Source organism: Serratia sp. JSRIV001 (assembly GCF_019968745.1).
GTDB lineage: Bacteria > Pseudomonadota > Gammaproteobacteria > Enterobacterales > Enterobacteriaceae > Chania > Chania fonticola_B.
This window is the reverse complement of the sequence record NZ_CP074147.1, coordinates 23472-37743: the sequence shown is the minus strand read 5'-3', so window position 1 is coordinate 37743 and position 14272 is coordinate 23472. Positions and strand designations below refer to the sequence as shown.

Below are 14272 nucleotides of genomic sequence, written 5' to 3'. Positions count from 1 at the left end.
TCTACTTCTTGTTACACATTGGGAAGCCCAGCGCTTCGCGGGAAGCGTAGTAGGCCTCGGCAACGGCTTTGGTCAGCGTGCGAATACGCAGAATATAGCGCTGACGCTCGGTAACCGAGATCGCCTTGCGTGCATCCAACAGGTTGAAGGTATGAGCAGCCTTGAGGATACGTTCATAAGCCGGCAGCGGCAGCGGTTTCTCCAATGCCAGCAGCGTTTGTGCTTCCTTCTCATACTGCTCGAAGCAGGAGAACAGGAAATCGACATCGGCGTATTCGAAGTTATAGGTGGACTGCTCCACTTCGTTCTGATGGAACACGTCGCCGTAGGTGGTAACGCCCAATGGGCCATTGCTCCACACCAGATCGTAGACGCTGTCCACGCCCTGGATGTACATCGCCAGGCGTTCCAGACCGTAGGTAATCTCACCGGTGACCGGTTTGCACTCCAAACCACCAACCTGCTGGAAATAGGTAAACTGCGTGACTTCCATGCCGTTTAACCACACTTCCCAACCCAGACCCCAGGCACCGAGCGTCGGGTTTTCCCAGTTGTCTTCCACAAAGCGGATATCGTGGATGGTCGGATCCAGACCCAGTTCCTTCAAGGAACCCAGGTAGAGTTCCTGAATGTTTTCTGGCGATGGCTTAATCACCACCTGGAATTGATAGTAGTGCTGCAGGCGGTTCGGGTTTTCCCCGTAACGGCCGTCGGTTGGGCGACGAGACGGTTGCACATAGGCGGTGGCCATTGGCTCTGGGCCCAGTGCACGCAGGCAGGTCATCGGGTGGGATGTCCCCGCGCCAACTTCCATGTCCAGCGGTTGCACGATGGTGCAGCCCTGGCGCGCCCAATAGTCCTGTAGTGTCAGGATCAGACCCTGAAAGGTCTTGGTATCAAACTTTTGCATGTTGATTTCGCACGCGATACAAGTGGATTTAACAGAATGGGCCAGTATACCCGTTGACCGTAAGATATACAGCCAGAATCCCGCAGCAAGTGTCAATCTTCGTGAAAAAATCGCGCTGCGCGGCCAGTTAGGAAGGGATCGAGTCGATAGCTGTTGCCTGAACGAGATTGAGCCAGGCGATAAGCCTCAATGAATAGGGGCGGCCTAAGCAACCGCTACACCATCCGACATTGATCATCGATACGTTCAAGCCGGAAGGCAACGTTGAGCGCTTGGCCACTCTCATTCCCGCTCGTAAAGCACCGGCCTGATGAGCTTCAGTTCGACGCCAAGCCTGATGGCATGTTTGGCATTGGTAACGCCTAATTTTTTGACCACGTTGCCGATATGATATTTTACGGTGGTGAGCTTGATCCCCAAAATCAGCGCGATTTCCTGATAGGACTTTCCCATGCTTGCCCAGTAAATCACCTCATTCTCGCGCTTGGAGAACAGCTCTTTTTGGTTGATTTGGTCATCATCGCTGGTGTTATTCAGTTCGTGATAAAGTGCGGTTAATTTATCATGCACGGTGATCAACAGCATTTGCAGTTTATGTTGATTCTCTTTGATAATCTCTTCTATATTTTCGTCACAGGAGTCATCCATAAAAAGAGACAGCACCACCAGATTATTATTATGATCGTGCAACACAAACGTATAGCCATTGATGATGTTATAATTCTTGGCCATCTCAAAAATATTGGGGTGTTTTAACCCAGAGCCGTTCTTAATATTTTCATCCCAGACGAAGGGAGTCACTCGCCGGGATGTCGTAATCAATACCGGATCGATAAACTGGTAGTTATTTGCGGTGTAAAACTCAAACCATTCTGTTTTGTTAGAAATGATGGCGAAATCGGCAGGGTTTATTTTGCTCATGATCGCATAAGCGTACTTTATGCTGTTATACTCTTGTAAGTTTTCCTCCAAATAACTCTTTATGACTGAGTTAATAAATTCATTATTAAAGAATAAACTCGACACGCAAAGCCTCCTTATTGAAATTCCCGTTACAAATTTCAGAGGACAGCATAGAGGTAATATTTTATCATAAAAAAAACAGAAAATTCATAGTGAGTAAAAAAATTCCGTGATGATTTTAATGCTTGATATATTTAATGAAAGAACTGTGTTTTTTAACCACGTTCACCCCAAGATATCAAAGCCTGATTTTTTCACTGCGCTAATAACGGGTTTACGACAGTCTGCGTGATAAATTTTTTAGTTGCTGAAGTGTTTTTCATTGGGTGTTTTTTTGCCAAAAATGTTAACATTCGGCAAAAAACACCACGTCATATCTGATAATAGCTCACTTTCTGATTGTTAATAACAGGTTAAAGCTAAAAAACTAATGATAGGGGCTGAGATTGATACGTTTTTTATATATTTCAGGCACGCAAAAGCGCTCCCACTCGTTGATTGGCGAGCGAGAGAACAATTGACAGACAACCTGTTATTTATAATAATGACAACAAAATTTCCCTGGTGTTGGCCGAATTGGCTCCTGATCCTTTAAACGGGATCAGTTTTTTTTATTTAAATCTTTTGCTCTTATGCCGTAACGATAAAGTCTTTTAGGAGCAAATGATAGTTATACTAAAGTACAGTCAGACACTGTACTTTTTCGGTGAAGGGCTTGGGCAAGGCGATGGCTAACAGGGCTGACAGCCCCTGATGTCAGGCACTGTCCCGTAATAATGGTAAGCACAACTCCCTCCTATTCTTCCCGGCACCAAACCGTCTGGCACCGGGCAATTAAGTTTAAAGCCATTCTTCAAAAACGCGCACTGACCCCCACATTGTACATAAATTGCTCACCACTGCTCAAGCCGCTGGTTTGCGAAACCGTCGCAAAGGCCGCCACCCGATCGCTCAATGGCATATTCGCCCCCAAGGTGATATCCATCCAGTTTTTATCCTGGCTGGCGCTGTCGCGGGTGAATGAGGTCTGGGTCGATTTCAATCCACCGCCTGCCCGGTAAACGCCATCACCGAACTGATGCTGATAGCTCACCTCCGCGTAGGGATTAACTACCCCAAGTTGGCTATCCAATCGCCATCCTACAGCGCCGATCTGCGAATGATAGGTCTGATCGTTGAAACGCATGGCCGTACTGTCGTCGCCATTCTCGCTATAACCGGAGACGTTGCTGTAATCCCAGGCAAACTGGGCCATCGGCCCAGTGGTGAGGTACGAAGCGATTGGGAAGTCATACCCCGCAGTAACGCGTGCGCCCCACTGCTTACCATCGGTATCGCCGGTTTCTGTGCGAGTCAGCGAACCCAGCTGCATACTGCGGTTAATATCGTCGTAATTCACGCTGGCATAGTGCAAATCGGCATTGACCCATCCCTGCTCAAACAGCGTTACTGAGCTGAAGGCCGACAGCAGCACGCCACGCGCCTTATAATCGTAACGGCTGGAAGGTTGCTGATTGTCGTTGGAACCTGAGATCAACGCACCTATCAGCCACTTATCCGTCAGTTGATAATCTACGCCCAGCGTTAGGTTATGCGTGGTGGCGTCGCCATCCCCGGAAACCGTATTGGCAGAATAATCGTAACGTTGCCCGGCATAGCCGCCGAACACGCCAAATGACCCCTGCGGATTGCTGTTGGTGCGTAGCTGCTGAAAACGGCTGTCCAGGGTAGCACGGCTATCACGCGCGAAGGCGGCGGTTGCCTGGTTGAGTGCCACTGCCTGCGCCGGGCCATCCAATACCGCCTGAATATAATCGGCGATCAGTTGGTGAGCCTGTGGGCTAGGGTGGAAATGATCGGCAAACAGATAAGCCTGCTCGCTGTTAAAGCCTGGCATGGACGAACTGCATACCGCCGAAGAAACTCCCGCTGGGCAGGCCATACCGGCGGTGTTGGTAAAACCAAACTGGCCCGGATTGGCGATCGCCTCACCGAACAGTTTGTTGACATCTACGCGCACGATATTACCGCCGCCCTGAGCCAACAGGCGATCTTCGCTCTGGTTATAAAAATCGGTAAGCTGGGCCGCCTGGGCGCTGAAACTGTCAAAAGCCGCGCTCAGTTGGGCAGCGATGGCCTGTTGCACCAGAGGATTGCTGCTGGCCTGCTGTGCCGCGGCACCTAAAGCCTGATGGATCGCCTGCTGGCGCGAAGCGTTATCCGGCGTGGCGAGAGTATTAAGCTTGCCGTACGCCGCCAGTATGGCCGCGCCCTGCACTGGCCCCAGCGCCTGCTGGATAATCAGTTCCATCAACTGCGGGGTTGAGCCGATATTGGGTACCGTTGGCACTATCACCGTCCCGGCACCGGCGTTCAATAAAGCGTGCACCTGCGTCGCCGCCGCCAAGGCGCTGGTATAGGCCACCTCCGGTGCGGTTGCCACATTCATCGCCGCGGCGGCCAGATCGTTACCGCCAATCCAGTGAATATACAGACCGTCGCCGTCGGCCCTGCCGTTAACCCGCGCAAGGTAGCTTTGTAGCTGATCCTCGGTATTGTCCGCCGGGTTTAGCGCCGGTACGGCCACGCCACCACCGGCAGCATAGTTGTAGCCACCGTTATCGGACGCCACCAGCGCGGCACCAATGCGCTGGCCTAGTATTTCGTCATACAGCCGATGTTGGTTACTGTCATAAGTGAAGCGGCCGTTATTGCCGGTATCACTCAGACTGTCGCCAAACACGTACAGTTGATCGTAAGCCTGTGCCGTAGCACTGAGGCAAAAAGCTAACGCCACGGCAAGCACCTTTGGGGTGTGCTTGACCTTTCTTTTCAGAGGCATAAATAGACTCCTAGTCATAAATAGAGGAAATCCTGTTCTTATCGTTGGCAGTTATCGCCATAGCCGTGTAGTAAATATTGCGGGGATTCACATAACGTCAAGTTAACTGACGATAAATCGTGCGAAGGGTTGCCAAGCAGGCAACTTACGGCGATGATTACCTGTAAATAAATACAGCAAAAGGAATCCTCGTATGGCCATCGAACGTTGCGGTTGGGTTACCGCCGATCCGCTATATCTTGAGTATCATGACCAGGAATGGGGCGTATCCACCACCGACGCACGCGAGCTGTTCGAAATGCTGTGCCTGGAAGGCCAGCAGGCCGGTCTTTCCTGGATCACCGTGCTGAAAAAACGTGAAAACTACCGCCGTGCCTTCCACAATTTCGATCCGCAGCGCATCGCAGCCATGACCGAACAAGACGTGGCAACGCTGATGCAAGACAGCGGCATCATCCGCCATCGCGGCAAGATTGAGGCGATTATCAACAATGCCAAGGCCTATCTGGCGATGGAAGCCGCCGGAGAGGATTTTGTCACCTTTATCTGGCAATTCGTCACCGGCAAGCCGCTGATCAATCACTGGCAGGCGCTTGGCGAAGTCCCAGCCAAAACCGAACAGTCCGATGCCCTGTCCAAAGCGTTGAAAAAGCGCGGCTTTAAATTTATCGGCTCAACCACCTGCTATGCCTTTATGCAGGCCAGCGGCCTGGTGAACGATCATGTTACCGGGTGCTTCTGCCACCCAAAGCAGCGCCAGGCATGATCCGCACCGCCGTCCCGGCAGATATCGAGCCGCTTATGACGCTGTGGCAGGCAAGTACCACCCAAGCCCATCCGTTTATCGCGGCCGATTATTGGCAGCAAACCGCCCAACTGGTGCGTGAAAGCTATCTGCCACGCGCCAAAACCTGGGTTTATCTGCACCACCAGCAGATCGCCGGTTTTATCAGCGTGCTGGATGAACGCTTTGTGGGTGCGCTGTTTGTCGATGAAAGCTTCCACGGCCAAGGCGTCGGAGCAGCGCTGATGGAGCATGTGCAGCAACAGCACGGCTGGCTGAGCCTGGAGGTATACGAGCAGAATCTGCGGGCCTGCGCCTTTTACCGCAAGCATGGGTTCAGTGAAGTACAACGCCAGTTCAACCAGGAGACCCAGGCCCATACGCTGATCATGAACTGGGCCGCAACCGAACTGCGCTACCCCTGAAGAAGCGGCGGGCGGGCTTTGTCATCCCTGCCCGCTTCTGGTACTTTGGCAGCCAACCTTGTCAACGAGATCCAGCATGTTTACCCATATCGCCTTATCCAAGCTCAACGGTCTTGAATTGATGGTGTACAACTACGTCATCAAAAATAAGGACAAGGTTATGTATATGACCATTCGCGAGCTGGCGGACGGTGCCAAGGTCTCCACCACCACGGTATTACGCTTTTGTAAGAAAATGAATTTCAGCGGCTATTCGGAATTCCGCATTCGTTTTAAACTCTTTCTGGAACAGGAAGACAAGCTGCTGCTAACCTCCGGCGTCAGTGAAATTGTCAGCTTCTTCAAGAGTATTAACAATGAAGAGTTTGAACAGTTAATTACGGATGCGGCAGCGCACATTGCCAACGCGGAACGGATCATCTTTGTTGGAGCAGGAACATCCGGCACCTTAGGTAAGTACGGCGCCCGTTTTTTCTCTAACGTCGGTAAATTCAGTAATTATATCGATGATCCTTATTATCCCATCAGCAGCGATATGTATAAAAACGCGGTAGCCATTATTTTATCGGTTTCTGGAGAAACGCCGGAAATTCTTAAACTGGCCAGCCAGTTTAGCCTGCATAACTGTAAGATCGTCAGCATTACTAATAGCGAAACCTCTTCACTGGCGCGCATGGCGGACTTTAATCTCTCTTATCACATGCCGCAAATCCGCATTGCCAGCGAATACGATATCACTACCCAGGTACCGGTGATGTATATGTTGGAGGCGATAGGGAAAAAGCTGGCTAAAAGCCTCGGCCATTAATGTTATTAGTTAAAGCACGTTAAATAACACCCTGTTTTTTGCATGTGACAAATCACTATTTTGCCATTTTGTTATATCGTGACATTCTCTTGCCGTTTGCTACTATCCATTTAGAAATCACCTTCGACCTACAATAAAGCCCGATATTTCTGTACCCCACAGATGGAGTTACGTTGATGGCAATTAATTATGCTGACTCGGCAAAAGAGATCGTGCGCCTGATTGGTGGCGATAATAATGTGATTAATGTCACACATTGCGCCACCCGTTTACGATTTATTTTAAAAGACGGTAGCCAGGCCGATAAAGACACGCTGAAACGCGTCAAAGGCGTTATTACCGTTATCGAATCCAGTGGCCAATTGCAGGTGGTGATCGGCAACCACGTCGGCGATGCCTATCGGGAAGTGCTGAAGCTGGTCAATATGGATGAGAACGTGGCGGTCAGCGCGCCGAACGTCGGCATCGTCAGCCGCCTGATGGACATTATCTCCAGCATCTTCGCCCCCTTCCTGTATCCGCTGGCAGCCTGCGGGGTGTTGCAGGGGCTCATCTCGCTGTTTGCTGCCTTGGGCTGGATGGATCCGGCCAGCGGCACCTATCGTATCCTGAACTTCGTTTCCTGGACCGGCTTCACCTTCCTGCCGGTGATGGTGGCCTTCACCGCCGCGAAAAAATTCAACGTCAACCCGTTCACCGCAGTGATCGCGGCCTGTGCGCTGGTCTCTCCAGACTATATGAACATGCTCACCGCCAATAAAATCCTGTTGGTGAACTCTGCCGATCCGGCCATGCAGGCTTTGATGCAGGAAGCCGTCAATAACCCACAGATTGCCAGGGTGCTGGCCGAGGTGGCCGGTATCCCGATTAACGCCGATCCCCTCACCTTCCTGGGCATGCCGGTGCAGTATCTCAGCTACACCGCCTCGGTGATCCCGATCATATTGATGGTCTGGATCATGTCTTATGTGCAGCGTTTCTTTGAACGCATCCTGCCGCTGGTGATCCGCAACCTGTTCACGCCGATGTTCTGTATCGCGATCATGGTGCCGCTGACGCTGCTGGCCTTTGGCCCGATCGGCAACATGATTGGCGGTGCCATCGGTGGCGTCTATAACACGCTGTATCACCTCAGCCCTTCCATTGCCGGAGCGGTGGTAGGCGCACTGTGGATGCCGTTGGTCACGCTGGGCGTACACTGGGGGATCACGCCGGTCACCGTGGGGAACTATGCCACACTGGGTTATGACACCTTTACCGGCCTGCAAGCCTCGCCGGTGTTTGCCATGGCGGGTGCCGTGCTGGGCGTCTATTTGAAATCCAAAGACCCGGAGATGAAGCGCGTTTCGCTGTCTGCGGGCATGACCGCCCTGTTTGGCATCACGGAGCCCGCCATCTACGGCGTGGCGTTGCGTCTGAAACGCCCAATGATTTGCGGCTGTGTCGCCGGTGCGGTCGGCGGTTCCATTGCCGGAGCCTTCAACGCGGTGTCATGGAGCTATTGCCTGCCAGGGATTGCCGTGCTGCCGGTGTTCTTTAAAGAAGGCCATATGCCGCAGTTCCTTGGCTTCCTGTTGTCCATCTGCGTGGCATTTGTGCTTGGTGCGGTACTAACCTATATCGTCGGCTTCAAAGAAGAACAGCCTGCGCCAGCGGCACCACTCAACAAGCCTGAAATGGCCTAAATTCATCTACCAAAAGAAGCAAAGTTATGAAAAAACAGTTACCGGATAATTTCCTGTGGGGTGGCGCGGTAGCGGCACATCAGGTTGAAGGCGGCTGGGATCAGGGCGGTAAAGGCCCAAGCATCGTCGATGTGCTGTCCAGCGGTGCCCACGGCGTCGATCGCGTGATCACCGACGGCATTGAGCCAGGCTACCTCTACGCCAACCACGAGGCGGTGGACTTCTATCACCGTTATCAAGGCGATATCGCGCTGTTTGCCGAAATGGGCTTCAAGTGCTTCCGTACCTCTATTGCCTGGTCGCGCATCTTCCCGCTGGGGGATGAGCTGGAACCGAACGAAGAAGGATTACAGTTCTACGACAACCTGTTTGACGAGTTGCTGAAATACGGCATTGAGCCGGTGATCACCCTTTCCCACTTTGAGATGCCATGGCATCTGGTGAAAGCATATGGCGGCTGGAAGAACCGCAAGGTAGTCGATTTCTTTGTGCGCTTTAGCGAAGTGGTCATCTCCCGTTACCAGCACAAAGTGAAGTACTGGATGACCTTCAACGAGATCAACAACCAGCGCAACTGGAAGACCCCGCTGTTCGGCTACTGCTGTTCAGGGGTGATTTTCACCCAGGAACCGAATCCGGAAGAGTGCATGTACCAGGTACTGCACCATCAGTTTGTCGCCAGCGCACAGGTGGTCAAACTGGGGCATGCCATCAACCCGGCCCTGCAGATTGGCTGCATGATCGCCATGGTGCCGCTGTATCCGTTCTCCTGCAATCCGGACGACGTGATGTACGCCCAAGAGGCGATGCGTGAACGCTTCCTGTTTGGCGATGTGCATATGCGCGGCTATTACCCGTCCTACATCCTGCATGAATGGGAGCGCAAGGGTTACCACATCCAGATGCAACCCGAGGATGAGCAGATCCTGCGTGAAGGCTGTGCAGACTATATCGGCCTGAGCTACTACATGAGTAACGCGGTGCAGGCAGACTCCATCGGCACGGGCACGGCCCTGGCCGGTTTTGAAGGCAGCGTGCCGAACCCTTATGTGAAAGCGTCCGACTGGGGCTGGCAAATCGATCCGGTTGGGCTGCGCTATACGCTCAACATTCTCTATGAACGCTATCAGAAGCCACTGTTTATCGTCGAGAACGGCTTCGGTGCACTGGATAAGCCCGAGGCCGATGGCCAGATCCACGACGATTACCGCATCGCCTATCTGCGTTCGCACATCGAGCAGATGAAAAAAGCGGTGATCGAAGACGGCGTTGAGCTAATGGGCTTTACCCCCTGGGGCTGTATCGACTGCGTATCCTTCACCACCGGGCAATACAGTAAGCGCTACGGTTTTATCTACGTGGATAAGCACGACGACGGTAGCGGCAGCTTTGACCGCTCGAAAAAACAGAGCTTCGACTGGTATCGCCGCGTGATCGCCAGCAATGGCGAAACGTTAGCCTAATCGCATCTCATCGGGGCGAAATTCTTCGCCCCTTTGTCCGAAAGATCAACCACTCCCACATCAATTCAGTTTGTTCTGGTTCCCAAGCGGCGATTTGGCGGCTACCTTCCTGCCTGGCTTACAGGTTTATAATTTGTCACGATTTTTATCGGAACTGCTGGCCAAAAGGTACGTCATAGTTGCGCGGCCCGTTTGGGGCTGGCGGCTGAATGCCGACGATTTAGCGCCTCCAGTTTGGAGTAGCGCACGCAGATATCCCTGCTTTTAAAGGAACTAACAATGAAAAAACGCATTGCGATAATTGCTGGTGCAGTAGCCGTTGCCATGACGCTATCGGCTTGTACCACCAACCCTTACACCGGGGAGTCAGAAGCCGGCAAGTCCGGTATTGGCGCTGGCGTTGGCGCTGCCCTGGGTGCCGGTATCGGTATGATCTCTTCATCGAAAAAAGACCGTGGCAAAGGCGCGCTGATCGGCGCCGCAGCCGGTGCCGCATTGGGCGGTGGCGCCGGATACTACATGGACGTGCAGGAAGCCAAACTGCGCGACAAAATGAAAGGCACCGGCGTTAGCGTTACCCGTCAGGGCGATAATATCGTGCTGAATATGCCGAACAACGTGACCTTCGATACCGACAGCAGCACGCTGAAACCGGCGGGCGCCAACACCCTGACCGGCGTGGCGATGGTGCTGAAAGAGTATGAAAAAACCGCCGTCAACGTGGTGGGTTACACCGACAGCACCGGGGCCCGTGCGCATAATATGACGCTGTCCCAGCAACGTGCAGACGGTGTGGCCAGCGCGCTAATCACCCAAGGGGTAGCCGCCAACCGCATCCGCTCAACCGGTGCTGGCCCGGATAACCCGATCGCCTCCAATAGCACCACCGCAGGCAAGGCGCAGAACCGCCGCGTCGAGATCACTCTCAGCCCGCTGTAAGCCCACAGTGCGGGGCCTTTGCCCCGCCAGTTCGCATTTCCTGCCCTCACCTCTCCCGCCGGTTCCTCTGCCTGTGTTACTCTCGCCCGGCATCCCAACACCTTCTGTAGAGTGAAATATGTCCCTGAAAGCGATTGCCAAAGCATTGGATCTCTCCGTTACCACCGTGAGTCGCGCCCTGAATGGCTACGGCGACGTGGCCCAAGATACGCGCCAACGGGTAGAGGCTGAGGCAGAGCGTTTGGGGTATCGCCCCAATACCCTGGCACGCCGCTTAAAAATGGGCAAAATCGACGCCGTTGGTCTGGTTTTCCCCTTCAATAACTACACGTTAAGTAACTCTACCTTGATGGAGATGATCGGTTGTATCAGCAATGAATTGGTACGCCACGAGATCGATCTGCTGCTGCTGGCAGATGATGCGCCCCATCAGGCCTTTACTCGTCTGATTGCCAGCAAACGTGTTGATGCGTTGATTGTTGCCCATACGCTAGACAACGATCCGCGTCTGCATGAATTACAGCGGCTTAACTTCCCGTTTCTGGCGCTCGGCCGCAGCCAACTGGTGAAAGATTACGCCTGGTTTGATTTTGATAATCGCGCTGGCAGCCTGATGGCCGTGGACTATCTGGTGGCGCTCGGCCACCGGAAAATTGCCTATCTGGGCGAAAATAACCAGCAGTCATTTATCAGCCAGCGCCGCCAAGGTTATCTGGATGGATTGGCCAACCATCAACTGCAACAACGTGACGATTATCTGTGCAGTATCACGCCAAGCCGTCGCGCGGGTTATCTGACCACCCAAGCGTTATTGGCGTTAGCCGATCCACCAACGGCAATCATTACCGACTGCAACGGTCACGGCGAGGGGGCAGCAATGGCGCTTCGTGATGCCGATAAACTCGGCCCCGGTGGAGTTTCTCTGGTGGTGTATGACGGATTACCAGCGGAAAGCCTGCTCGATCTTCCTGTAGCCTCCATCGTCCAAGCCACCCGCGCAGAAGTCGGCCAACAAATCGCACAAATGACTCTTGGCCTGATCCGTGGTGAACCCCTGCAACAATTACAGGTACTGTGGCAACCGGTGCTAAAACCCAACCCTGACGAGCTCCCCCTTACCTCCTGATCGTTTAAAACAACGACGTTTTTTGCCCGACCAGATCACAGTTCCGAAACGTTTAGGTTTTAATCCGAAACGTTTCGGATCAATGATGAGGCCACTGAGTTGAGCCAAAGATCGTAAAGGAGTCAAAACATGGAACCCACCATTGTGCGGTTAACCAGCCCCATGACCGACGTCATTGTTCGTTGCCAGCCGTTTGCCGAAATTCTCTATTGGGGCCCTCATTTAAGCGGGTTTATGCCGGAAGATGTCCTGACGCTGAGCCGGGCGGTGCCCAACGGCAGGCTGGATGTCGATGCGCCACTGACGCTGGCGGCAGAATCTGGACGCGGTCTGTTTGGCTCACCGGGAGTGGAAGGCCATCGTGACGGCTACGATTGGTCACCCGTATTCACCACCAGCGAAATCACGCATCAAGACAATCAGTTACTGATCCTGGCAGAAGACCCACAGGCTGGGCTGCAACTACGCAGCGAACTGCAATTGGACAGCGCCAGCGGCGTGCTAAAGATGCGCCATACGTTGATCAATCATCATGCTGCTCGTTACTGGGTTAACCGATTGGCGTTAACACTGCCCTTGCCTGAGCGTGCTGGTGAAGTGATGGCGTTTCATGGCCGCTGGATCCGCGAGTTCCAACCGCACCGCGTCACCCTGGAGCATGGTGGATACCTGCAGGAAAACCGCCGAGGGCGCAGCTCTCATGAATACTTCCCCGGCATGATGGTAGGTAGCCGTGGCTTCAGCGAGCAACAAGGGGAAGTCTGGGGCATTCATCTCGGTTGGAGCGGCAACCATCGCCTGCGCGCCGATGTGAAAACCGATGGCCGCCGCCTGTTGCAGGCAGAGGCCCTGTATCTGCCAGGCGAGCAGGAGCTGGAAGGCGGAGCCAGCCTAAGCACGCCCTGGCTGTATGCCGCCAGCTCTCGCACGGGTCTGAATGCGCTCAGCCAGCAGTTTCACCGTTATGTCCGCCAGAATATCCTGCACTTCCCTGAACACAAGCCACGTCCCGTGCATCTCAATACCTGGGAGGGCATCTATTTCGACCACCAGCCCGAGTACATCATGCAAATGGCCACCAAATCGGCCGAACTTGGCGTAGAACGCTTTATCATTGATGACGGCTGGTTCCGTGGGCGCAACCACGATCGCGCCGCACTTGGCGACTGGTATCTGGACGAGAAAAAATACCCGAACGGGCTGGCACCGGTGATCGAGCATGTTAAACGGCTAGGCATGGAATTCGGTATCTGGGTGGAGCCAGAGATGATCAATCCAGATTCCGATCTGTTCCGGGCTCACCCCGACTGGGTGCTAGGTTTACCGGGTTATCAGCAACCTACCGGGCGTTTTCAGTACGTGCTCGATCTGTGCAACCCACAGGTCTTCGAATACCTGCTGGAGCGCATGAACTGGCTACTGAGCAATCATGATATCGACTACATCAAGTGGGACATGAACCGCGAGATCGTGCAACCCGCTCACCTTGGCCGCGCCTCGCTGACAGCCCAGACCGAGCAATTCTATCGCCTGTTGGATAGTTTGAGGGAACGCTTCCCGCAGGTGGAATTCGAATCCTGCGCCTCCGGTGGGGGCCGTATCGATTATGAGGTCCTGCAACGCTGCCACCGCTTCTGGGCCTCCGACAACAACGACGCGCTGGAACGCCAAACTATTCAGCGCGGCATGAGCTATTTCTTCCCCCCGGAAGTGATGGGCTCACACATCGGCAACCGACGTTGTCACGCCACCGAACGTCAGCACAGCATCGGTTTTCGCGGCCTGACGGCGCTGTTCGGTCACATGGGTATCGAACTCGACCCGGTCAAAGAAGGTGACGCCGAACAGCTTGGCTTCGTCCGCTATGTGGCGTTGCACAAATCTCTCCGGCCGCTGCTACATAGCGGCGATGTTATCCGTATCGATCATCACGACCCAAGCACCCAGATTAATGGCGTGGTTGCCCCAGGACAGGAGCGAGCAGTCATTCTGGTCAGCCAGTTGGCGATGCCGGATCACCAGTTGCCGGGTAATTTGCGCATTCCAGGGTTGAGGCCGGATGCACGTTATCGGATCACCCTGCTGGATACCCCGCCGCTGATTCACCAACAGCAGGGTGGCCATACCATGCGCCAGTTACCCGCCTGGATGAAACAGCCCTGCGACGTTAGCGGGGAATGGCTGGCACAGGTCGGCCTGGCGTTACCGGTACTGGATCCGGAAAGCGCCATGCTGATCGGCCTGGAACAGCTCTGAGTTATCCCATAGATTTGCAGGTGCAGCGCTCACCACGGCGGGCCGCTGCACACCCAAAGCTCGTCGTGGAA

Annotated in this window: 11 protein-coding genes; 8 read left to right on the top strand and 3 right to left on the bottom strand. The window is 53.7% G+C overall.

Annotation, left to right across the window (positions count from 1 at the left end; genetic code table 11):
- Position 1: 1 nt before the first annotated feature.
- From glyQ to KGP17_RS00140, 3 genes are all read right to left on the bottom strand, one after another.
- On the bottom strand, positions 2-910 hold the full coding sequence (glyQ, locus tag KGP17_RS00150) for a glycine--tRNA ligase subunit alpha (protein ID WP_021181351.1): 909 nt from the start codon (positions 908-910) through the stop codon (positions 2-4).
- Between the two features lie 282 nt (positions 911-1192).
- A complete protein-coding gene (locus KGP17_RS00145; RefSeq protein WP_218520064.1) occupies positions 1193-1936 on the bottom strand; it encodes a LuxR family transcriptional regulator in 744 nt (247 codons plus the stop codon).
- A 790-nt stretch (positions 1937-2726) separates the two neighbouring features.
- Complete coding sequence (locus KGP17_RS00140) at positions 2727-4715, bottom strand: autotransporter outer membrane beta-barrel domain-containing protein (protein ID WP_223498659.1); 1989 nt, start codon at positions 4713-4715, stop codon at positions 2727-2729.
- A gap of 193 nt (positions 4716-4908) precedes the next feature.
- Between KGP17_RS00140 and KGP17_RS00135 the strand changes: the two genes are divergently transcribed.
- The 8 genes from KGP17_RS00135 (at position 4909) to KGP17_RS00100 (ending at position 14201) form a co-directional block, all read left to right on the top strand.
- A complete protein-coding gene (locus tag KGP17_RS00135) occupies positions 4909-5481 on the top strand; it encodes a DNA-3-methyladenine glycosylase I (protein ID WP_223498658.1) in 573 nt (190 codons plus the stop codon).
- Positions 5478-5924: an N-acetyltransferase gene (locus tag KGP17_RS00130; RefSeq protein ID WP_094982479.1), complete on the top strand. Its 447-nt coding sequence runs from the start codon at positions 5478-5480 to the stop codon at positions 5922-5924. The genes KGP17_RS00135 and KGP17_RS00130 overlap by 4 nt, the downstream gene beginning before the upstream one ends.
- A gap of 76 nt (positions 5925-6000) precedes the next feature.
- The gene (locus KGP17_RS00125) at positions 6001-6732 is read left to right on the top strand and encodes a MurR/RpiR family transcriptional regulator (RefSeq protein ID WP_094982478.1); all 732 of its coding nucleotides are present in this window, start codon (positions 6001-6003) and stop codon (positions 6730-6732) included.
- Between the two features lie 176 nt (positions 6733-6908).
- Positions 6909-8417 carry a PTS transporter subunit EIIC gene (locus KGP17_RS00120; RefSeq protein WP_115160324.1) on the top strand — a complete coding sequence of 503 codons (1509 nt, stop codon included), beginning with the start codon at positions 6909-6911 and terminating at the stop codon, positions 8415-8417.
- Between the two features lie 26 nt (positions 8418-8443).
- On the top strand, positions 8444-9880 hold the full coding sequence (locus KGP17_RS00115; protein ID WP_223498657.1) for a 6-phospho-beta-glucosidase: 1437 nt from the start codon (positions 8444-8446) through the stop codon (positions 9878-9880).
- A gap of 279 nt (positions 9881-10159) precedes the next feature.
- Positions 10160-10819 (top strand): OmpA family lipoprotein, encoded by a 660-nt coding sequence (locus KGP17_RS00110; RefSeq protein ID WP_071682684.1) that lies wholly within the window; start codon positions 10160-10162, stop codon positions 10817-10819.
- A gap of 118 nt (positions 10820-10937) precedes the next feature.
- On the top strand, positions 10938-11945 hold the full coding sequence (locus KGP17_RS00105; protein ID WP_223498656.1) for a substrate-binding domain-containing protein: 1008 nt from the start codon (positions 10938-10940) through the stop codon (positions 11943-11945).
- Between the two features lie 129 nt (positions 11946-12074).
- A complete protein-coding gene (locus tag KGP17_RS00100; protein ID WP_223498655.1) occupies positions 12075-14201 on the top strand; it encodes an alpha-galactosidase in 2127 nt (708 codons plus the stop codon).
- The last annotated feature ends 71 nt before the right edge of the window (positions 14202-14272 follow it).